This window comes from Phycisphaerae bacterium (assembly GCA_035275405.1).
GTDB lineage: Bacteria > Planctomycetota > Phycisphaerae > UBA1845 > UTPLA1 > DATEMU01.
On record DATEMU010000003.1, the window covers coordinates 590,599 to 611,549 of the forward strand.

Below are 20,951 nucleotides of genomic sequence, written 5' to 3' on the forward strand. Positions count from 1 at the left end.
CATCGGCCGCTCGCTTGCTTTTTTCCCCCTTCAAACGGGGTACTCCGATCTAAATATCTTGTAATGCTGCGGTGACTGCTCAATAGTCCGCGTAGATCTCCGCCCACCCATCCTCGCGCGGGTGGCGGATCAGGATGTGCGCGACCTGGCCGAGATCGCCCGTCTCGCCGTCGTGTGTGCGAAAATAGACCTCGGTTCCGGGTTGAATCGCATCCGCGATGCCCTCCGGAAGTTCGGCCAGAGTAATTCCCGCAAAGACACGGCCGCCATATTCGATCGTCAGGTTGGTCTCGTCGCGCCGCACCGACGTGATGATGTGGCGGCGGTAACCTTCCGGCACCATTTCGTGCTCAGGCGATGCCATGCGCGCCATCATAACCGATGGCCAGCGGCCACAAGTTACTGGGCGGGGCGGTACCCCTCGGCCCAGCGCCGCCATGCGACTAATTGCTCCTCGCCTCCTTGGCACATCATTCCTAATCGCTGAAACTGCGTCTCGAAATTTCCCGCGATGTGGCGCCCATAATAGGTCAAGTCCCAATCCCGAAGCGTCCCGTCCAGAGACGCGGAGATGAGCGTGCGCCCATCAGGTGAAAAGCGCAGTGCCATGACCGAGCCGGAATGTCCCGTCAACGTCGCCAGGAGTCGGCGCGTCGGGGTGTGCCAGAGGAGAATGTTCCCGCCGGCGTCGCCGCTGGCCATCCATTCGCCGCTGCGGTTGATATCCACACAGTAAATCTCCTGTCGGTGTCCGGCGATCGTCTCCTCGACGCGGCCGCGCTCGGCGTCCCACATCTCCAAAGTGCGATTCGCCCCGGCGGCGATCAGCCATCGACCGTCGGACGAAAATCGCACGGCCCGGAGCGGGTTGTGGGTCGCCTGTCGCCAGATTTCGCATTCCCCGGTATCGAGCTTCCAGACCAGAAGCGCCCCGTTCCGGACGGCGGCGGCGAGTCGTCGGCCTGGCGGATCAAACGCCAACTGCGGCACGCGGTCGTTCGAATCTCGAAACTCGCGCTCCGGGGCCCCGTCCGCGGCGCGCCAGATGCGAACCCCCCCGTCATCACACGCAGTGGCCAACCGCGCCCCATCCGGGCTGAAACTGACGTAACTGACCAGGCCCGGATGCTCCAGTCGCATAGCGGGCCGCCCGGGATCGCTTCGCGACCATACGAAGACAGCGTTTCCATACGTGGCGGCGGCGATTCGCTCGCCATCAGGGGAAAAGGCAACGGCCGAAATGATCGCGGCATTGCCGAATGGAGCGGTGACTACATTCCACGAGTCCCGATCGATGTACTGGAGCGCTCCCATTCCGCCGCCGGCCGCGATGTGTCGGCCGTCGGGGCTGATATCCACGCCGTGCAACGACTCGCCGGCGATCCGCGCCACGCGAACGCCCGCGTCCGGTTCGACTTCCCAAAGGCGCAAATCATTGTCACCGCTGGTCCAGATACCCCGTCCGTCACCGGTGAAGGCGACGCTCCGCATGCGCCCCGCATGGGCGACGATCCCGACCAGGCGCTTTCCCGATTGCGCGTCAAAGACACGCAGTTCGCCGCCCATGTCTCCCACCGCCAGCCGGCTGCCGTCGGGGCTGAAACTGAGGATTCGATGGCTGCCGGGTCGCTCGGAGAGTTCAACGAAATCAGGCGGGTCCGCGGCCAGGTCCCAGATGCGTCCGGCCGTCTCCTCCCAGCCGTCTGCCAACCTGCGATCATCGGGCGCGAACAACAGGCCACCGATGACGCGCAGGTTCTCGCGCGCCGCCGCTGCCCCGAGCGCTGTGATCAGGCGCTGCCTCGATTCGATGTCCCAGACATACAATCCGCCGAGGCGATCGCGCGCGGCGAGCCGCCGATCGTCGTTCGAGATGGCGATCCCGAGAATGGCGGCGCCGTCGATCTCGAAACGGCCCGCTTCGCCGATCGGATCGGTATTCCAGACGAACGCCGCGCCGTCGTGAATCGCGGCAAACCGGCGTCCGCTTCGCGAAACGAAAAAGCCGCCCGACTCGAGAACGGAGGAACGCGGCAGCTCCACCAGGGGCTTTTGCAAATCGTTGCGTCGCCATACCGCGTAACAGGAGGTATCGTATTTAAAGATGTAGTCGCCGCGGGCATCCACCACTGGAAGCCCGAGAGGGCTGGGAAAGGCTACGTGATATCCGTCGAGTCGCTCGCCGCGCTCGTCGAGCCTTTGAATATTGCCGTCCACGTCCGCGGTCCAGATGGTTTTTCCATCGCCGGAGAGTGTGACGGAGCGCATCGCACCGGGGGCGGGGGTAATCGTGCGCCGACAGGGATTGCGGCGATAGACTTCCCACAGCGCCCAGTAAGCCTCCGGTGGTCCCGGCGGTTCATTGAGCCGCAACGATGAAGAATCCGACCCTTCGCGATGGGTGAGCAGCTCGCGCCACAGCAACCGCTCGGCCTGATCGATGTTTCCCAGCAGTCCGGCCATGCGCCCCTGCTCGATCTGATTGCGAGAGAGAAGTTCGGCCATTGACGCGGCGGAGCGGACGGCCTCGCGCTCCAATTGCGTCGATTGGCGGTAGAGCAGTGTCATCACGACGCTGGAGAACGCGAAGAGCATCATGAACGCCGCCGCGAAGGCCACGCGTCGCCGATAGCGCCGCAGCGTCTTCCGCAGGACGTAAATCGCGCTGTCGCGCTTCGCTTCGATCGGCTCGCCGATCAGATAACGCCGCAGGTCGCGGGCCAGATCCCCGGCGCTTTGATAGCGCCGTTCGCGCTCCTTGGAGAGGCACTTGAGAACGATCGTCTCGAGTTCGTCGTTGATCGTCGCGCGACCGGCCGCCGCGGCGATCGCGCCGGGGTGGGGGGGCTCGCGATGGAGGATGTCATCCATCGACCGGCGCAGGTTGGTGCCCACGTCGAACGGCAGCCGCCCCGTGAGCAATTGGTAAAGAATGGCTCCGAGCGAATACACGTCGGTCCGCAGATCAACTTTCGTGGACGCTCCTTCGACCTGCTCCGGCGACGCCCAGGGAAGCGAACCGACGAATTGGCCCGTCTGCGTCATCATCGAATCCGCCTGCGCCTCGGCGGATTTCGCCAGTCCGAAGTCCAGAACAAACGGCTGCCCGGACTGATCGACGCGGATGTTGCTGGGCTTCAGGTCGCGGTGGATGATTCCGCGAAGATGCGCATCATGCACCGCGTCGCAAATCTTGCAGAATAGCGCGATGAATTCACCCAGCGTCTGCCTCGGAGATGGTGAGTCGGCGCCTGTTGAATCCGCAATTTCGTCCAGAGCCCGGCCATCCACGTAGTTCATTACGAAATAGTGAAAACCGGCGGCGGTCCCGGCATCGTGAACCGCCACGATGTGCGGATGGTTCAGCCGCCCCAGCGTTTCGATTTCGCGGTCGAAGCGGACCCGGTCGGCCAGGGTCGCGAAGGGCCCCTGTTTCATGATCTTGATCGCGACATCCCGTTTCGTGGAGTGCTGAACCGCCTGATACACCACGCCCTGACCGCCGCGATGGATCTCGCGAACGATCGTGTAGCCGGGAATGTCCAGGCGATAATCCGGCTCGGGGACATTCGCGGGGAGCAATCTGCCCGCAACAGCAAAGTGACTGAGAAACTGATTGTCTTCGCGGATGCGCTCCAGCGAACCACGACAGGCCACACAGTTGTCGACGTGATTTCGGACGCTGGACGGTACGTCCCCGCCGATGGCAATTCCTTCAAGTTCGTCGGATGACGGACATGGCATTGGCGAGACCGACATCTTTCACCCGCCCAGAAAGCTCGCCTCGTATCGCTTGACGATGTCGCGCAATTTCTCAACTACGCGGTTCTTCGCGTTGTATATTTCCTGCGGCGTCAATCCGATCTGAGTCGAGACCGCCTCGACTGGCTCATGGCGAAGTACGACGCGTTCGAATGCTTCGATGGTCCGTTCGTTGAAACGTGTCGTCTCGCGCAGTTCCCGGATGGCCTGCTGAAAGATGAACCGGCGTTCCTCTTGTTCCCACGCCGAATCCGCGTCCGCCTCGACCGGCAGGTCCAGGATCGCCGATTCTCCCCGAGTCACCCGCCGACGGGCGGCCGATCGCCACAGATCCGCCACTCGGCAACGTGCGATGCCGATGAGCCACGATCGCAGACGGCCCTGGGCACGATCGTACTTGTGATTTCGATAGTCCTGTACAAAGCAGGCCAGCGTCTCCTGGGCGACATCCGCGGCATCCGCCTCATTGAGCCCGGTTCGGCGGAGGAACGCCACCAGGATGGGTCGATAACGGCGGTCAAACTCGTCCCATGCTGCTCGATTACCCTGCTCGTGGAGACCGTCGAGCAAGGCGGTCGTCGTTACATAAAGATTGGGTGAACTCACGCTTCCTTCCCCGATGCGATAAATCCATTATACCTAATTGGTTACGCGACTCCAAGACCGCCCGAAACCGTTGGAAATCGCCGTCTCTGGGCTCAGAAACGCGGATTCTGGCCTTCCAACTTGGAGATTTTCCTTTCAACTACGGATGCAAGGTAAGGGCGGGTTCCCTTCTCCATACGCGCCCTGCGTATCGCCGCTGCGCCGTCGCAGATTGGCGAGTCAATACATGCCAGTCACGTGAGGGTGACGGGTGGAAGGAGTCTCAATCATGTCGAAGATGCAGTACGTCCGTCGAACGGTCCTGGTCGCGATTTGTTTGTGTTTGTGCAGCGGATTCTCGGCCTCGGCGTTCGGTCAAGGACAAGTCTGCCCTCTCCCGCCTGGAAACCAGCTCTGCGCGCCACTTCAAGCCGCGCAGTGCCAGTCGACGGTCCCGGGACTCCAGTGCCGGCCAACTCGCGTCGTCTATTCCCCCAACGCGGCGGGACTTGTCCACGCCGTTGAATGTCAGTGCGTCAATGACTCGGGCGTTTGTGGTCCCGTCTCGGTCGTGGGCGACTTTGTCCGCTGTCCGGGCTTTTGTCCCGTGCCTCCTCCCGGCAACGAGTGCCGCGTGTTTGCCAATGGTCAGCCGACCGGGCAGACCCAGGTCATCTTCACCCAGTATCCCATCGGCACCGAGTTCACTTGCGACTGCCAGGCCATCGATCCGCCGCCCTGCGAGCCGGATCCGAATCCCGCTGTCCTGGGCTGTCTGCCGCATACCTGTCCCACCCCGAGCGAAACCTGTAAGCCCCGCTGCATCCTCTTGGACTTCCAGGGGCTGATCACGGTCACTGATTGCGAATGCACGCCCGATCCGCAGCCCGGGGTACAGGGCTGTCACGTCGCGCCGCCCGATGCGGTGAATCCAGAGCCTTACTGCGTGGGCGATTGTCCGCCGGGGTTCACCTGCTTCAGCACGGTCACGACCACGCCGAATGGCACGCTGTACTGCTGCGAGTGCCGGCCCGATCCGCCGGAGTGCGTGCCCACGTCAGACCGCCAGAACTGCGTCAACTTCGTGTGCCCCGGCCCCGTCCCTCCGATCGACCAATGCAAGCCGCGGTGCGTCCGCTATCAGCCCGGCACGCCGTTCTACGAAGTGCTCGAGTGTGATTGCCGAAATCCCCAGGAGTGTCATGTGGAGATCGGCGCGGTGGGAACGGTGCCGCACTGCGAAGGCGGATGTCCGCCGGGTCAGGTCTGCGTGACCAACGAAGTTCAAAACGGCGACGGCACGATCACGATCTGCTGCGACTGCATTGATCCGACCTGCGAGTGCCTCGGCGACGTGGATGGCAACGGAATCCTCAATGCCCAGGATATCGCCGGATTCGTCCGCTGCTTCCTTGGCAACCCCTTGCCCACCGACAACTGCACCTGCGCCGACATGGATGAGAACGGCGTGTACACGGCCGTCGATATCAACCTGTTTGTCATGGCCATTCTCTCCAAGTCCAAGTGCTTCGACGATCCCTGCTGCCCGCAAACTGATCTCGATTTGGACATCGGCTCGGGCGTCGATGACAACGGCAACCTTATTCCCGTCGGCCAGGATGATGACGACACCATCGTCACCCTCGATGCCAGCGGGGGGACCGTGCCGAGACCGGCCACCGTGGTCACGCCGCACCCGTTCTGGAACACCATCCCCGGGACGCAGTGGGTCAGCGCGACCTATTTTGGTCCGAACGGGGATTACCAATACAAATTCTGCTTCTGTCTCGACCCGCGCGCCAAGAACCCGGTGTTCACGATTCAGAGCCGCGCCGATGATGCCGGGCAGGTCTATCTCAACGGCAATTTACTGGGCAATACCGGAGGGTTCAGCGACGTCAATCCGACCACGCTGAGCACGAACAATCCGAACCACTTCATCTTCGGCGGGGAGAACTGCGTCACCATCAACGTCCAGAACATCGGCGGCGCGCCCACTGGGGTCAACTACCTGGCCAACATCACTGCCGTCGACGGGGCCTGCTGCTGCCCGCCGCAGGACCTGGATAAGTCGCTCAACACCGGCGTCGATGACAACGGCAACTTCATCGGCAACGGGCTCGACGATGACGACTGGGTAGTAGTGGTTGATGCCTCCGGCGGATTTACCCCCCGGCCAGCCACGGTCATCACCAACATCCATCCGCTGTGGGACACGGTGCCGGGGACCCAGTGGATCTCCGCCAACCAGAACGGGCCCAACGGACTCTACGTGTACCAGTACTGCTTCTGCCTCGACCCGCGGTTCAAGAACCCGGTTCTCACCCTCGATGTGCTCGCCGATGACTACGCGCAGCTCTTCCTCAACGGCAACCCCATCGGCGCCACGCCCAACGGCTGGGCCTTCCAGAATCCGCCGACGCACATCGTGGTCACCAATCCGGGCTTTTTCCGGGCCTGCGAGAACTGCATCGAGGTCCACGTGCTGAACTCCGGCGGGCCGCCCACCGGGCTCAATATCGGGGGCAGCATCGTCGCCGAGGATGGCCGGTGCTGTGACGACCGGCCGCTGTCCTGCTGCACCAGCGACGGGTTCTGCATCGACCTGCCGCCGGGAACCACGACCTGTCCCACCGGCGAAGCACCGTTCGAAGGGCCGTGCGGCCCGCCGCAGGCCTGCTGTTTGCCGGACGGCTCCTGCCAGACGATCGATCCGCGGTGCTGCGAACAACGCGGCGGGACCGTCATGCCCGCGGGCCAGACGTGCAGCCCGCAGCCCCAGGCCTGCTGCATCGACACGCCGAATGGCCAATCGTGCATCGTGGTTGATCCGCTCTGCTGCGTCGTGATTTACAACGGCGTGGTGAACCCGGCCTTCAACCATTGCGCCGACACCGATGGCGACGGCATCCCCAATGCCTGTCAGCCGCCGCCTGATCAGTGCGAGGTCGATCCGCTGACCGGCCGCTGCCGGCAGAGCCATTGCCCCAACCCCAACCACATCTGCCAGCCCAAGTGCGTCCGCGTCGATCCGGCCACTGGTCAAGTGCTCGCCATCGAGGTGTGCGAGTGCATGCCGACGAGCAAGTGCCATGCTGAGTTGACGCCGCCGCCGGTCGTGGCCAACTGTTTCGGTAACTGCCCGGCCCCGCAGATTTGTCAACGGACCATCACGCCCAACCCCGACGGTACCGAGACGCATTGCTGCGAGTGCGTCGATCCGCCGCCCACGGTTTGCCCGCTGAGTTCGGCGCTGGGGTCGCAGATGTGCGCCCAGCGGCAGCAGGCGGATTGCCAGCTTTCGGGCGTGCCTAATGAGACCTGTCACCCGCGGACCATTATCACCAACGGGCCGGGGCAGGGGATCTTCGTGGAGCAGTGCGACTGCGTCACGACCGGCGAGCCGTGCGGTCCGATTGATGTGCAACCGGCGGCGACGCAGGGCGACTTTATCCTCCGCTGTGTGGGGCCGTGCGGGCCGGACGCGGGGTGCAATGTGTTCGTCAACAACACCCCCATGGGGCCGCAGGTGAATACCGCGACCCTGCCGGCGGGTAGCACGGTGAGGTGTCAGTGTTTTATTCCATAGGCCGGATTGCCAAAGCAATCGCCCCGGCTGGCATTGCGTCAACCGGGGCGATTATGAAAGGAGTCTTGGGTTGTTGACCGTAGGACGACCGACGGCTTGATCTACGGACAGGAAGAATCCGCCCCGCCGTTCAGGCGGCAGCAGACGAACCGCTGGATGTCTTCGCCATTCGCCAGCGTATCGCTGTTGAGGTCCGCCCGCTCAACGGTGGCAGTGGTCACGACGTTGCCGAGGAGCACCTCGACGAACAGGGCCGTGTCGACGTCGTCGCAGTCATTATCGCCGTCGATGTCGCCGCAGCGCTTGCTGAGACACAAGGGGCCATTGAAGCCCAGGTGAGCGTTCAAGATCGCCAAATCGGCGTTATCCACAACCTCGTCGCCGTTCAGGTCACCATCAGCCCAGCCGCCCGCTCTCGGAAAAGGCGCGACCGGGTTAATGCCCTGGAGCCTGTCGCTATCCACGGCGTTCACGTCGCCATCGAGATTCACATCGCCGTACTCCGTGCACAGGATCGTATGGACGATCTGGTCCACGTCGCGCTGATCGATGACGAGATTGCTGTCCATGTCGCAACTCAGGTCGATCAGTGCCGCGTGATCGAGGTAGGTGCCCCAATCGCCGCGATTGGCATAGACGTAGTCGATATCGTCTGCATCAACGCTGAGGTCGTGTCCGTTCGGGAAGGCCCCGCGGAAGGGACCCTGGACGCTGCCGGCCACGTCGCCGCGCGAATCGCCGGACTTGTAGGCTGCGCCCGTGGTGTGCGCCAGCGTGCCGAAATAGTTGTTGTTGGCCGTGAGGGCGAACCATGCGTCATCCACGTCGATGAAGCCCTGCTTACGGTCGAGATTTCCGGAGACGGAATCGAGGGCCAGACCGTCCGCGAAGTAGCGGGCGTCAAGGCTGTCAAAGTTGCCGTCGCCGTCGAAGTCGCCGATGACCTCGGGAATGACAAAGTCGTCGAAGGTCGGCGTACCGGCCAAGCCGCCGCCCGTTCCCGCCGAGACGCCCTCGGCCGTCTGAAAGGCCCGCGGATCCTGGAGGGCCAGCATCATGTCGGCGATGTCATTGATGTTGCGCAGGCCGTCGTCGTTGAAGTCGCCGGCGATGCGGTTGCGGACATTCAGCCGATGGGTATTGCCGATGACGTTGATGACGAAGGCAGCTCCATTCCAACCGTAGTAGCGGCCGTTGGAGCTGCCGTCGCTATAGGTCCCGCCGCCTCCGGTTGCCCGGTCATTTCGCCGGGGAACGAGGCCGGCAACGTTGACGCTGCCGAAGGTGTACGTCCGCGTCGTGTTGCTGCAGCGGACATAATTCTGGGCTGCCTGCACGAAACCGGGATTCGCGCTGGCGTGAACGTTCGTGGGGTTGCTGCCGACAGGGAGACCATCCGCGGAGGCCGTCGGCATGAAATTGCGGGCGATGGCTTCTCCCGGCATGTTGAAGTTGAGATCGCTGGGCGGGTTTCCGGCAAAGGCTAGAAGCGAATCCGAGATGTTGCGGATGTAGTCCCGCGCGGCGAGGTTGGCCATCGGGGGGTTCGTGTTGCCGTTGCGGCCCGATTCGGGGTCACCCACCGTGCCGAAGGTCTGGGCAGCGCCGATCTGGTAGCCGCAGCGAGGATCGTCGTTGTCCAGAATCGTGGACACTGACGGCCGGACGTATCCGCCGTGGGCCGGGGTAAGTTCATCCGCAGGGTTCGGACAACCGGGGATGGCCGGAACCCCATTGAAGGGCAGGTTCGCCGGTCCGCCGTCGCAGGCGTCGGCTGAGCAATCGCTGTCGATGACGCCATCGCCGTCGCCGTCGATATCCTTGCAGACGCTGAGCATTTCGTAACGTCCGGCCGCCGTATCGTCCGCGGCCCGACTGGAGCCGAAGTAGCCGGTGAAACCGATCGCCAGTCGTCGGTCCGTGACCGCGTCCTCCATGATGCCGGAACCGCCGCAGTTCGTCGGCTGCGTGCGGGAACCGATGGGCAGCATTTCGATTCCGGCCTGGTCGTTCACGACGCCGAGTCGGACCTCCTGGGAGGTGTTGACTCGCGGTCCCAAGTGATCGCCAACGCACCAACTGGGGTCAATGCCCAATCCGTTGGCCCAGGTATTCCGCGTGCCCGATCCCACGTCGCGAACGCATGCCGTAACGTTTTCGCCGTTCGGAAGCCGACCGGCCACAAAGACGTACTGCATTTCGGTGTACTTGATGTTCTCCCGGCCGACACCGCGGCTGGCGATGCAGCAGACCGGCGACCAGGCGGTCACGGAGTCAAAGATCGTGTTGGCGTCCGGCACCGGTGTGATCGGCGGATTGTTGTTGAGGTTCAGGGATAAGGGGCCGCGCTCCAGCGACGCCAGCAGATTGGGATAGCCGCTCAGCGTGGCGTGGTGCGAACCCTCGGAGTTCTGTCCATAACCCGAAGTGGTCGGCTTGGTATGCCACACGGCGCTGCCCGCGGGTCCTTTTACGGCCCAGGCACTGGGGACGTCCGTGTTGGAAATGTCAATGCTGTTTTGGAGGACCGGCGTCCCGCTTTCGTCGTTGATCATGGCGTCGCAGTCGCTGTCTGCGATGCACGCATTAAGCGGTGAGACCTGAGCACCCAGGTTGGCGTAGCGTTGCCGGTTGAGGAGGCCCCGCTCGGAAGGAACGTTCGTCGGAATAGTGCCGAGCAGTTGATAGTCTACGAACTCGACAAACCCCTCAACCGATCCGACAGAGCGGTAATTCACCAGCCAGTGCCCTTCGAACGGCACGGCGCAGAGATAGCTGGGGGCAAGCTGATCGACAAAATCGCCGACGCCGTTGCAGTTGATGTCGACAAAGCCATGGAAGGGCACCGGCAAAGAGGGACAAGCCGGCATCGAACGAGCGATGAAGTCGTGGTCGGGGTTGTTGTAATCGTTCGTAATGGCGGGCTGCTCGAAGAAGTCAACGAACAATGTCGCGCCGGAGATGTTGACTTGGCCGCCGTTGTAGGTGCCGTTGAGGCTTTGCCCCGTCGGATCCTCGAAGTTGAAGGTCACGGAATCGCAGACGCATGGCGATTTGCAGTCCGTACTATAGCCGGTGAATACGCCAATGGCCGCGTTGCAATCGAATTCCGTCTCCCGCGTGCAATCGGTACCGCCGACGCAACACGCCCCCAGACACGCATCACAGGTCGTGTCGTCGCCGCGGTACGTTCCGCCCGCCAGGGCGCATGCGGCGGACGTCTCGATCGTGCAATTGCCGGCCGGTAAGGGGTGGCAACACGCGCCGGACTGCGCCCACGCCGGAGCCGCCAACGCCACCACCAGAATCGCGGCCAGGCCGCCGACGAAAAACGGTCCCACGCTGGATTGGATCTTCATCTTCTGCCTCCGTTCAAAAACGATTGCCAGTTCGTCCATCCGTGCGAAAAGTTGCTTCTTTCCCCTCCCGCACGCTCTTCATTGCCACTCAATACGGCGGTCCGATCTTGTTGTGCCCGGTGATGGAGAAATACCGGGTGCCCCACTCCCAGTTTTTCACCGTCTCCAGCACCGATTTCTTTTCCACGTGACCATCGGCGTAGAGGAAGTTCGCGGTGCCGCCGATGTAACTGTCCGTCGCGCCGATGTGGTGCCGGCCCACCGCGTTGGTTTCCATAATGCCCGGCGTGTCCAGCATACCGGTCGCGTTCTGCATCGATTTCTTGGGCAAGAGTCCGTAGTACGGCCCGTTGCCGTAGCTAAACCCGGGGGTATCCGGACCAGCGGAATATTCGTCCGAGCCACTGCTCAAATGGGTAAAGGGGTTGATGGAGCGATGTGCCTTGGAGAGGAGGCCGCCGCCTTCGCCGGTCGCCGTCACTTTCCAATTGTCCGCGTATTCGGTGACGAGAATCGTCTTGCCGGCATCGCCGATGTGGCTGTCGCTGGTGAAGATGTTGACGCGCTGACCGCCCGATAGAGCTTCCGTAAATTTGTTTCGCGGGAAGATCGCGGCATTTCCCGCATAGGCCAGTCGTTTCGCCTGGGAGTCTTCGACGTCGCCGGGCGGACCGCCGCCGCCCTGATCGACTTGTCCCTCTTCCCATTCTCCCCGAGCGCCCGGGTTGGTGCGCGGCGCGCCGCCTTTGTAATACCCCGGGCACATGAAGCTCTTGTCATCGACGGTGCCGCGGTTGTAGAGAAACCACGACCAGTGGAGGTAGCCGAACGGATGCGACGCATCCTGTGCGTAAAAGTCGTAATTGCCCTGTGGATCCGTCGGATAGATGTAGGCAGGCGGATAGGTTCCCGACCATTCGGTTTGATATCCCGCCATGGCGGACCCGATGTCCTTCAGATTGGCGGCGCACTTCACGGCCTGCCCGACCTTGCGGGCGTGGTTCAGGGCCGGCAACAGGATGGATATCAGTAGGGCGATGATCGCGATGACGACCAGCAATTCAATCAACGTGAATGCCAGACGCCTCCTCGACGCAATGTTCGTGAAATCTGGGGAGTCGCTCACAGAATTCTTCCTCTCTCGCGCGGCGCCTTATTAACGAATTCGCACGGTAAACCGGACGTGTTAGGGTCCGACAAGCGACTCGTTAATAGCCAGTTAATCCTCAGTTAAGGTCCGATGCCCGTTCCTTCGAGCGGCTGGGCAAGTCCGCAGCGGTCTTCGGACGCGAATCGCAGATACCGGTCGACGGCTGCTAACCGGAGCCGCGCGCAAAGGGTTAGAAGTGTCGTCAAGCCGTAGTGAGACGCGATCGCGCCTTGCGAATGCAGGAAATGGTCACGCTTTCAAGTTAGCGCTCGATGAAGAGCCGGTTAGCGCCGGACCAAGATTGAGTAAGATTCGAACTAGGAATTGATGAAGGGGCGCATAAAAAAACCAATGCCGCGCGTCGTGGCGACACGCGGCACCGGTTATTCTTGTCCAAGGTCCATCGCCTGGTGAGCGCTCAGGAGCGCCGCCTGGACCCTCAGGACTCTAGGTCCGACCGCCGATTTACCAGGCGACGTAGCTGCGGCGGGCCTTGTTCGTGCGATTGTAGCGCGTGTTCCAACCGGTCCGGCGGGCCTTCGTGCTGGTCCGTCGGTTCTTGCGGATCATGGTCCGGCGAGCATTAGTGCGCTTGGCGAAGCGGCGCTTGGCGTAGCCGCGAATGCTGGTCTTGCGGCCATACGTCTTGCGGCCGCGGCGGATCGTCGTCATGCTGCCGATGTTGCTGATCTTGCAATTTCGCGTGATCCACTTCCACGAGCCGAAGCCGCACTTCTTCCACTGCTTGCAGAACTGATTCAGCTCTTTGCAGATCCGAACGCACTCGGCCTTCAGGAAGCGCTTCTCGGTCATGGTTTTTGCGGCGGCGAACCGTCGCGCGAACCGCTTGAACTGCGCCTGCTTGCGCGTAATCACCGCTCGGAAATTCGACTTGCTGAACGTGTTGGTCTTGAAACCCATGTGACTTGTCCCTTTCTAGAGAACCATCGATGATCCCCGGGTCCAGTACCTGGGGTTCTGGCGTGTCGTCGGCACCCCGGAGACCCGAGTTAAGGTAACGGGACGAGGACTTGCTGATTTTCTATTCGAAGGGGACGCTATCGAACCTCGATGCAGATTTGCTATACAATTTGTTCAGGATTGTTTTTGCGGGACCTCAACCGTAAGATACAGCCACTGCGCGGCTTACGTCGCGGCGATGAATTTATGGCTTACTTTTTGTCATATCGGACCCTAACTCCGCCGCTGCGGAGCGGTCTAAACAGTTGAACAGCGCGGCGGCCCGCCGGATGGATGACACCGACCCCCGACGTACCGACGCAGAGGCTGTCGCGAGGACGCTCTCAGGCGACCTGACGGCCTACGACCGGCTGATTGAAAAATACCAGCGGCGGGCAGTGGCCGTGTCGTACCGGCTTCTGGGCAACGTGGCGGATGCCCAGGACGTTTGTCAGGAGGCCTTTCTCAGGGCGTTTCGGTCGCTGGAAACGTTGAAGGAGCCAGAACGGTTCGGCGCATGGTTGATGCGGATTGTCAGCAATCTGTCGCTCAACTTTCGGCGCGGCCGGAGACCGACGCTGGCCCTGGCGACAAGCGACGAAGACGCCGGACCGCACGATTCGCGGATCGCGGCGAAGAGTGAATATAGCGGGGGTGCGGAGCGTATGGCGGGTCAGGAAACCCAGGCGGCCGTGACAGCGGCCGTGGAGGCCCTGCCGCCCCAGCAAAGATTGGCCCTGGTGCTTTTCGCGATGGAGGGGCTTTCCCAAAAGGAAGTCGCGGAAATCATGGAGTGCAGCGTCGAAATGGTGAAGTGGAACGTCTTTCAAGCCCGAAAAACATTGAAGGACCAGTTGGCGGAATATCTGGAAGAATGAACGATCAACGCGAAACATATGAGCAGCTCTTGAGCGAGCGGGCTGACGGCGAATTGACGTCGGAACAGCGAGCTGACTTGGAGCGTGCCCTCGCCTCTGATGCGGATTTGGCTCGCCAAGCCGGCGCCTACCAGGGGCTTCACGCCCTTCTCGACGCGTGGCGCGCCGTGCCTAGCGATATCGATTGGCAGAATCTCTCGGCGCGGATCAGCCGCGAAGTCGGCGAGGAAGCCGCTTTGGTTGCGGTTGAGCCCATCGACAATCTCGTGAGTCGTGCGCATGGGCCGATTCCTGACGTCGATTGGCCACAACTCCAGTCGCGAATCTCCGCGGCCGTCCGGGCTGATGCCGCAGCGGGGCATGGTGCCGGTACAGGCCTGACGCGCCGCTCCTGGTCGCGCATGGCCAAACGGATCGTCGCCATCGGTGCGCCCCTCGCGGCGGCTGCGGCCATCGCCCTGGCCCTGTGGTTGCCGCGAACTTCGTCACCGGTCGCTCCGACGGGTCCGACGCCGACGAAGGCCATGATTGTCGTCTCGTATGAGACGCCGCAGCCCGCGGGCAAGGTCAAGGTCGCGTTCGAGGAAAAGCCCTACACCGGCCCCGACACCGAAGCAGTATCCAACGGCGCGGCGATCGCCAACGGACCATCGCGGGCCTTTCCCCGCGAGCGCGTTGAAGAGACCGTGCTATACTGATGGCCGGCGGCCTCGCGGGTGGGCGCCTTCGAATCAAGGATGAAATAGCGGTCGCCCCGAGGAGCGTGCCATGATTTCCATTACGAAATCCATTGTCGGATTTGCGGCGTGCCTGGCGACGATGTGGGTCCAACCCCAGCCTCCGCCCGCCGAATCCGGCGCCGCCCCGCTGCCGGCGCTGGACCAAAAGCTCGAACAATTCACCGTCAGCGACGCGGAGATCGCCGATGCTCTGGCGGAGATGGGAAAGCAAGTCGGCCTGTCGATTTCTCTCGACGATCGCGCCCTGGAACTGCTCCCCTGGGGAAAACAGACCAAGCTCGCGCAGGTCAACGTGTCGAATGCATCGCTTCGCGAAATTCTCCCGCAACTATTGAGCCCCCTGGGCATGACGTACGAAACGCGCGATGGCGGGATCGTGATCGTTCCGACGGAGCCCCTCAAGCGCCTCAATCGCCGGCTCACCTGGGAGGACCTCAAGCTGCTGAAGCAGGCCGCCGAGTCGGAGTACACGCCGGAGAACTTCGCGGCGTTCAAGGTGCAATACCGTATTACCAGCAAGATCGATGCGGCGAAGATGCTCGAACATCAACTGGCCCGAAGCGGTCGCGGGACGGTGGCCGAGATGTTGGAGACCGCAACGGGAGCCTTGGGATGGATCTGGTTCCCGGAAGAGGACCATATCGTCATTCGGACCGGCCAGGCGCAGATTGCCAGCCTTCTTTCCCGCCGAGTGACCGCCCGCTATGCGAACGTGCCGCTGACGCAGATTCTGACGGACCTGGCCGACAAGGCGGGCGTGGCGCTGACGATGGAGCCGGGCATGATGACCAAGCTTCCGCCGTCGACCGCACAGAGCTACACGCTCTTTCTACAGTCCTCGTCGATTCGTCAGGCGCTGGAATCCATCGCCGCGGAGACCGGTCTGAAGTACGAAATCACGCGGGACGGTGTCAATGTGGGTTTGTCGGACGCCGTGACGGACGCAGGAAAGCCCGGGGGCTCGACGCGTAGTTCGCCGTATGTCGCCAAACTCATCGTTCCCGGCGTTGATGGGAGCTACAGCGTAGAGTTTCTGGTCCGCGCGGAAGATCTGCCACAGGATATTCTCGATTATCGCGACCAGATGCTGGGCGACTTTATCCAAAAAGTCCGCCGCGAAATGGCCCCTCCGGAAGTGCCGGGTTCGCCCAATACACCATAGAAAAGCAGTCCCGCGTTCGCTCCGCGCTTTGTTATAATTGGAGTTGCGCGAGGGGCGCGCCGGATGGGTTCATGGCGGACGGTTCGAAAACACATCGCATTGCACTCGGCGCGGACCACGGCGGATTCGACCTCAAAGAGCACCTCAAGCGATTCCTCGCCGAGCGCGGCCATAATGTGCAGGATTGCGGCACCTACGACAAATCTGCGGTAGACTATCCCAAGATTGCCGCGGCGGTCGCCCAGATCGTCTCGGATAATCAATGCGAGCGGGGGATCATCATCGACGGCGCGGGGATCGGCTCGTCGATCGTCGCCAATAAGTTTCCCAACGTCCGGGCGGCCCTTTGCTACGACGTCTCCTCCGCAAAAAACAGCCGCGAGCATAACGATGCCAATGTCCTGACCCTCGGCGCGGGACTGATCGGTACGGCCCTGGCCGAACAGATCGTGGAGGCCTGGCTCGCCGGTCAATGCACGGCCGACCGGCATCGCAAACGCGTGGCCATGATTGGCGACGTGGAACGTGGTATCCTATCGGGTTCGCCGCCGGCCACTTCGCCGGTCGAACTCATGATGGCAACGTCTGCCGCGACCGAGCGGCTGCGGGAGATTCCGGACTTGGCCGAACTGTCGAACGAAGACCTCGAACGAATCGTCGCCCGCATCCTGGAGATGACCGGCGGATCGGCGTGGCCGGCCCAGCCGGCGTGTGCGTGCTGCGGAGCGCAGTGCGACGGTCAGTGCGCGCGGAAAAACCCGGCGGCCGTTCGGGACTTCCTTGGACTGGGCGCGGGCCGCATCGGCATGGGCCTCGCCGCGGGGGCTGGCCCGATTGCTCGCGATGTTGCCCAGTACATCGATCACACGCTGCTCAAGCCCGAGGCGACGAGCAAGCAGATCGAGCAGCTTTGCAAAGAAGCGATGGAAAGCGGCTTTGCCTCGGTCTGCATCAACCCGTCATGGGTCCGGCTGGCTACCAACTGCCTGAAGGGCTCGCCGGTCGCCGTGTGCACTGTGGTTGGTTTTCCGCTCGGCGCGCACGTGCCGGAGATCAAGGCCCTGGAAGCTCGCCGGGCGATCCGCGAAGGGGCCGGCGAGATCGACATGGTGATCAATATCGGCGCGCTCAAAAGCGGCGACGACGAGGGCGTTTATCGCGACATCAAGGCGGTCGTGGATGCCTGCGCCGACGGCCGGGCGATCTGCAAGGTCATCATCGAATGCGCTTTGCTGACGGACGATGAAAAGGTCCGTGCGTGCAAGGCCGCCAAGCGGGCGCGAGCGGACTTCGTCAAGACAAGCACGGGATTTTCGACCGGCGGGGCGACGGCCGCCGACGTGGCGCTCATGAGCGAGGCGGTGGCAGGGACGCGGATGGGCGTCAAGGCCGCGGGTGGCATCCGTAGTTACGAGGACCTGCGGGCGATGGTGCAGGCCGGGGCGACGCGAATCGGGGCGAGTGCGGGCGTGCAGATCATCAAGGAAGCCAAGACGGGGAAGTCTTCGGGCGCGGTCGCAGCGGCGGACTCCAAGGGCGGGAAAGACAAGTATTAAGCGCCTAACATCCCGTGGAGGGGTGGGCCAGAATCACATTGAGAGACACTCGCCAAATTGAAACAGGGATAGCCGCTGAGCGGGCCGTGCTCGTCGGGTTAATTTTGCCCGGTCAGGAGCCGGCGGGGACGCGGTACGATCCGCTCGCGGAGCTGGCCGCACTGGCCGAGGCCGCGGGGGCGAACATCGTCGGGCGGATGATTCAGCGCCGCCCGAAAACGTGCCCCGCGACCTACATTGGTAAGGGCAAGGCGGCCGAGCTGGCGGACTACGTCATCGAAAAAGAGGCCGACATCGTCATTTTCGACAACGATCTTTCCCCTTCGCAAATCCGCGAGAATGAGGCGCTTTGCAAGCGCCGGGTCATCGACCGCACCGAACTGATCCTCGACATTTTCGCCAGCCGGGCGCGGACGAATACCGCGAAATTGCAGGTGGAGCTTGCGCAACTGGAATACACCGCTCCGCGCCTCCGCGGCATGTGGACCCACCTGGAGCGCATTGCCGGCGCGGGCGGCGGCGGCAAGGTCGGCGCGGTCGGCGGCATCGGGACGCGCGGGCCCGGCGAACGGCAGATCGAAATCGACCGGCGCATTGTGCAAAAACGTGTGTCGTTTCTTCGCGGGCAACTGGCCCAAATCGACAAGCGCAAACTCCGCGAGGTCCGCTCGCGCAGCGACTATTTTACCGTCAGCCTCGTGGGCTACACCAACGCCGGGAAGAGCACGCTCATGAACGCGCTGACCGGCGCGGGGACCTTCGTCGCCGACAAGCTCTTCGCCACCCTTGATACCAAAACTCGCCGCTGGGACCTGGGCGGTGGCCAGACCGCACTGCTCTCTGATACGGTTGGATTCGTTCGCAACCTGCCGCACCATCTTGTCGCTTCCTTTCGGGCAACGCTGGAAGAAACGATCCACTCGGACCTGATTCTCCACGTCGTGGATGCCGCCAGCCACGACGCCTCCGCGCAAATTCGCGCGGTTGAGCAGGTGCTTGCCGAATTGGGCTGCCAGGATATCCCCCGCATCAACGTCTTCAACAAAATCGACGCCGTGGGCGACGACTCCGCCATCCACCTGTTGCGCGTCAGCCAGCCGGAAGCGGTCGAAGTGTCCGCCGCCACGGGGCAGGGCATTCCCTATGTTGTCGATCGCGTCCTCCAGCACATGCGCGATCGCTATGTCCGAATTACCGTTGAGACCGATAGCTCCAATGGGCGATTGCTCGCGTACATCAGCAAGTATGGCCACATTCTCGGACAGGATTATGAAGATGGACGGATGCGCCTGGACATACGCCTCCCCACGGCCGAAGTGCAGCGGGTCGTCAATCTCGGCGGCGTGCTGAAGTCCGCGTAGCCCCTCCTCGCGGCTGAACTCTCCAAGTCCCGACTTCAAGTAACCCTCGCATCGGACCGAGAAAGTAGCGCGCGCTCGGTATGCGCGGACCCCCTGCACGGCCGCCACCGCGACGCGCAAGGAATGGGGTCGAACGGTTTCGCCATCCGAACGTGCCTCTTGGGGCGACAATTATGAACGAGAGTATCACGCTCGACACCTCGGCTTCCCAAAATGCCCTGGAATGGGCGATTCGCACGCAGGCTCAAATCGTGCTCGAATCGGCGGTCATTCCTAATACCACCGTAAACGGAAGCCTGATCAGCGGCGACGAACATGCCCTGCTGCTGGAGATTACCGGCCAACCCGCCCGCGATCCCAATTTGCTCGTCGATGCCGCGGCGCAGGTGCAGGTTTACAGCGACCGGCGCTACAGCTTCGCGACGACGATCACCGCCGCGCCCCATTGGGGCGACACGCGAGCGCTGGCCATCGATCGTCCGTCGATTCTCACGGTCGTGGATCGGCGACGGTTCGTGCGGGCGCGCCTGGCCCCGTCGTCGCTCGTGAAGGTCGAATGGCGGCACGCCGGCGCGGATCATCGGCGCGTCGCCACACTCCTGAACATCAGTGCGGATGGCCTGGCTTGTCGAATCGAAGATCCGGCAGCCATGGCTATTGAGCCCCGTGATCCGCTGCGCGTGCAATTCTCCCTTCCGGGGCAACATTCGACGTTTCACTTGACGGCCGCGGCGTCCAACGTGACGCCCGCCGGCGGCGGCGCGACAATTCTGGGTCTGCAATTCACTCGCTCCATGGAGACGGCCCAACTGCTCAAGGAACTCCGCGCGTCGTTGCGTTCGCCGCACGAGGCCGGTATTGAATCGGAAGCCCTGGTATGACTCAAGGAATGGTTCTTGACGCCAATTCCGCGACGGCGATCCTGGTCTGGGCTGCCCAGCGCCAGATGCCCATTACGGCGTCCCTCCTGACCGAGGGCCGCTGGTGCAACCTCCGCTCGCACCTGATTCGCTACGACGGGGACCGCAACGTCATTCAGATCGTTTATCCCATCGCTCTCGACACGCTCGCCCCGCCCGAGATCGCGGCCGGGGAGGAATTGGGCATCTCACTGCGCCGGGGCCACAAGAAATGCATTTTTGTCAGCCCGGTTTTGATGCGATCGCTGGATAAATCCGCCGATGGCCAGGCGGTGGACACGCTGGTCGTGCGCGGCCCGGTACAGATGCGCGAACTGCAGCGCCGCGTCTACCAGCGCGTCATGATTCCGCAGGAACGCTTCATCGCCGTCAAGCTCTGGCAAGGGGGGCTGCCCACGGAGGACAGCGCCACATGGCCCCTCTGCTCCGGTCGATTGGACAACGCCTCGGTCGGCGGCATCCTCGTCGATATCCGCAACGATCAGAACCCGCGACTCGGCGTCGGCGATCTTGTCGGCGTGGAGATCACGGCCTCCCCCGGCCGGCCGCCGCTATTGGCCGAAGCGCAGTACCGTCATTGCGTGGTGCGCGGTCCCGGTCGCCTGGGTCTGGGACTGCAATTCCTCGGACTTGAGCACGACCTGCCCGACCGCGCCACTATCTCTCAAATCGCTGACTTCGTCCGCGCCTTACGGGCCACCGCCTGAATGGCACCGCATCGCACGATTCTGGCATTCCGCTAATGCGCTGGTGACTCGGAGCGCGCGTATTGGCACATGACAGGGCCCGTGACACCTGGATCGGCTTACGATTCGACGAATTAGCGGATGCAACATCTCTTGACCTCGACCGTCGCGGTCAAGTAAACTGATATAATACCCGCTAAGGCTCTTCGAGCCCCTCCCCGGGCGACGATGAGGGAAAGTCGA

General features: G+C 62.7%; 14 protein-coding genes and 1 pseudogene. 9 read left to right on the forward strand and 6 right to left on the reverse strand.

Annotation, left to right across the window (positions count from 1 at the left end; genetic code table 11):
• Window positions 1-79 precede the first annotated feature (79 nt).
• The 3 genes from VJZ71_04430 to VJZ71_04440 are packed head-to-tail and all read right to left on the reverse strand — an operon-like array spanning window position 80 to window position 4,368.
• Entirely contained in the window at window positions 80-364 is a 285-nt protein-coding gene (locus VJZ71_04430) for a hypothetical protein (protein HKQ47302.1), read from the reverse strand.
• Window positions 365-399: 35 nt separating this feature from the next.
• A complete protein-coding gene (locus VJZ71_04435; GenBank protein HKQ47303.1) occupies window positions 400-3,744 on the reverse strand; it encodes a protein kinase in 3,345 nt (1,114 codons plus the stop codon).
• Window positions 3,745-3,762: 18 nt separating this feature from the next.
• Complete coding sequence (locus VJZ71_04440) at window positions 3,763-4,368, reverse strand: RNA polymerase sigma factor (GenBank protein ID HKQ47304.1); 606 nt, start codon at window positions 4,366-4,368, stop codon at window positions 3,763-3,765.
• Between the two features lie 268 nt (window positions 4,369-4,636).
• Between VJZ71_04440 and VJZ71_04445 the strand changes: the two genes are divergently transcribed.
• Window positions 4,637-7,936, forward strand: a complete 3,300-nt coding sequence (locus tag VJZ71_04445) for a dockerin type I repeat-containing protein (protein HKQ47305.1) — start codon at window positions 4,637-4,639, stop codon at window positions 7,934-7,936.
• A 101-nt stretch (window positions 7,937-8,037) separates the two neighbouring features.
• On the opposite strand, the gene VJZ71_04450 is transcribed toward VJZ71_04445, so the two are convergent.
• The 3 genes from VJZ71_04450 to VJZ71_04460 all read right to left on the reverse strand — a co-directional run bounded on the left by VJZ71_04450 (window position 8,038) and on the right by VJZ71_04460 (window position 13,366).
• Window positions 8,038-11,295, reverse strand: a complete 3,258-nt coding sequence (locus VJZ71_04450; protein HKQ47306.1) for a dockerin type I repeat-containing protein — start codon at window positions 11,293-11,295, stop codon at window positions 8,038-8,040.
• Between the two features lie 88 nt (window positions 11,296-11,383).
• Complete coding sequence (locus VJZ71_04455) at window positions 11,384-12,421, reverse strand: prepilin-type N-terminal cleavage/methylation domain-containing protein (GenBank protein ID HKQ47307.1); 1,038 nt, start codon at window positions 12,419-12,421, stop codon at window positions 11,384-11,386.
• A 489-nt stretch (window positions 12,422-12,910) separates the two neighbouring features.
• Window positions 12,911-13,366: a hypothetical protein gene (locus VJZ71_04460; protein HKQ47308.1), complete on the reverse strand. Its 456-nt coding sequence runs from the start codon at window positions 13,364-13,366 to the stop codon at window positions 12,911-12,913.
• 305 nt (window positions 13,367-13,671) lie between these two features.
• Between VJZ71_04460 and VJZ71_04465 the strand changes: the two genes are divergently transcribed.
• The 8 genes and pseudogenes from VJZ71_04465 (at window position 13,672) to VJZ71_04500 (ending at window position 20,729) form a co-directional block, all read left to right on the forward strand.
• The gene (locus VJZ71_04465) at window positions 13,672-14,283 is read left to right on the forward strand and encodes a sigma-70 family RNA polymerase sigma factor (GenBank protein ID HKQ47309.1); all 612 of its coding nucleotides are present in this window, start codon (window positions 13,672-13,674) and stop codon (window positions 14,281-14,283) included.
• Window positions 14,280-14,981, forward strand: coding sequence for a zf-HC2 domain-containing protein (locus VJZ71_04470; GenBank protein ID HKQ47310.1), 702 nt, complete (start codon window positions 14,280-14,282; stop codon window positions 14,979-14,981). Before VJZ71_04465 ends, VJZ71_04470 begins: the two co-directional genes overlap by 4 nt.
• 70 nt (window positions 14,982-15,051) lie before the next feature.
• Window positions 15,052-16,185, forward strand: coding sequence for an STN domain-containing protein (locus tag VJZ71_04475; protein ID HKQ47311.1), 1,134 nt, complete (start codon window positions 15,052-15,054; stop codon window positions 16,183-16,185).
• Window positions 16,186-16,256: 71 nt separating this feature from the next.
• Window positions 16,257-16,700, forward strand: a pseudogene (gene rpiB, locus VJZ71_04480) (ribose 5-phosphate isomerase B).
• A 291-nt stretch (window positions 16,701-16,991) separates the two neighbouring features.
• Window positions 16,992-17,741 carry a deoxyribose-phosphate aldolase gene (deoC, locus tag VJZ71_04485; GenBank protein ID HKQ47312.1) on the forward strand — a complete coding sequence of 250 codons (750 nt, stop codon included), beginning with the start codon at window positions 16,992-16,994 and terminating at the stop codon, window positions 17,739-17,741.
• A gap of 86 nt (window positions 17,742-17,827) precedes the next feature.
• Window positions 17,828-19,102 carry a GTPase HflX gene (hflX, locus tag VJZ71_04490; protein HKQ47313.1) on the forward strand — a complete coding sequence of 425 codons (1,275 nt, stop codon included), beginning with the start codon at window positions 17,828-17,830 and terminating at the stop codon, window positions 19,100-19,102.
• Between the two features lie 173 nt (window positions 19,103-19,275).
• A complete protein-coding gene (locus VJZ71_04495; GenBank protein HKQ47314.1) occupies window positions 19,276-19,983 on the forward strand; it encodes a PilZ domain-containing protein in 708 nt (235 codons plus the stop codon).
• On the forward strand, window positions 19,980-20,729 hold the full coding sequence (locus VJZ71_04500; GenBank protein HKQ47315.1) for a hypothetical protein: 750 nt from the start codon (window positions 19,980-19,982) through the stop codon (window positions 20,727-20,729). Before VJZ71_04495 ends, VJZ71_04500 begins: the two co-directional genes overlap by 4 nt.
• Window positions 20,730-20,951: the final 222 nt, after the last annotated feature.

Excerpts from the sequence above, each read along its gene's own strand:
- VJZ71_04430 (HKQ47302.1), bottom strand. The coding sequence starts at position 364 with ATGGCATCGCCTGAGCACGAAATGGTGCCGGAAGGTTACCGCCGCCAC.
- VJZ71_04435 (HKQ47303.1), bottom strand. The coding sequence starts at position 3,744 with ATGCCATGTCCGTCATCCGACGAACTTGAAGGAATTGCCATCGGCGGG.
- VJZ71_04445 (HKQ47305.1), top strand. The coding sequence starts at position 4,637 with ATGTCGAAGATGCAGTACGTCCGTCGAACGGTCCTGGTCGCGATTTGT.
- VJZ71_04450 (HKQ47306.1), bottom strand. The coding sequence starts at position 11,295 with ATGAAGATCCAATCCAGCGTGGGACCGTTTTTCGTCGGCGGCCTGGCC.
- VJZ71_04460 (HKQ47308.1), bottom strand. The coding sequence starts at position 13,366 with ATGGGTTTCAAGACCAACACGTTCAGCAAGTCGAATTTCCGAGCGGTG.
- VJZ71_04470 (HKQ47310.1), top strand. The coding sequence starts at position 14,280 with ATGAACGATCAACGCGAAACATATGAGCAGCTCTTGAGCGAGCGGGCT.
- VJZ71_04475 (HKQ47311.1), top strand. The coding sequence starts at position 15,052 with ATGATTTCCATTACGAAATCCATTGTCGGATTTGCGGCGTGCCTGGCG.
- deoC (HKQ47312.1), top strand. The coding sequence starts at position 16,992 with ATGGGCCTCGCCGCGGGGGCTGGCCCGATTGCTCGCGATGTTGCCCAG.
- VJZ71_04495 (HKQ47314.1), top strand. The coding sequence starts at position 19,276 with ATGAACGAGAGTATCACGCTCGACACCTCGGCTTCCCAAAATGCCCTG.
- VJZ71_04500 (HKQ47315.1), top strand. The coding sequence starts at position 19,980 with ATGACTCAAGGAATGGTTCTTGACGCCAATTCCGCGACGGCGATCCTG.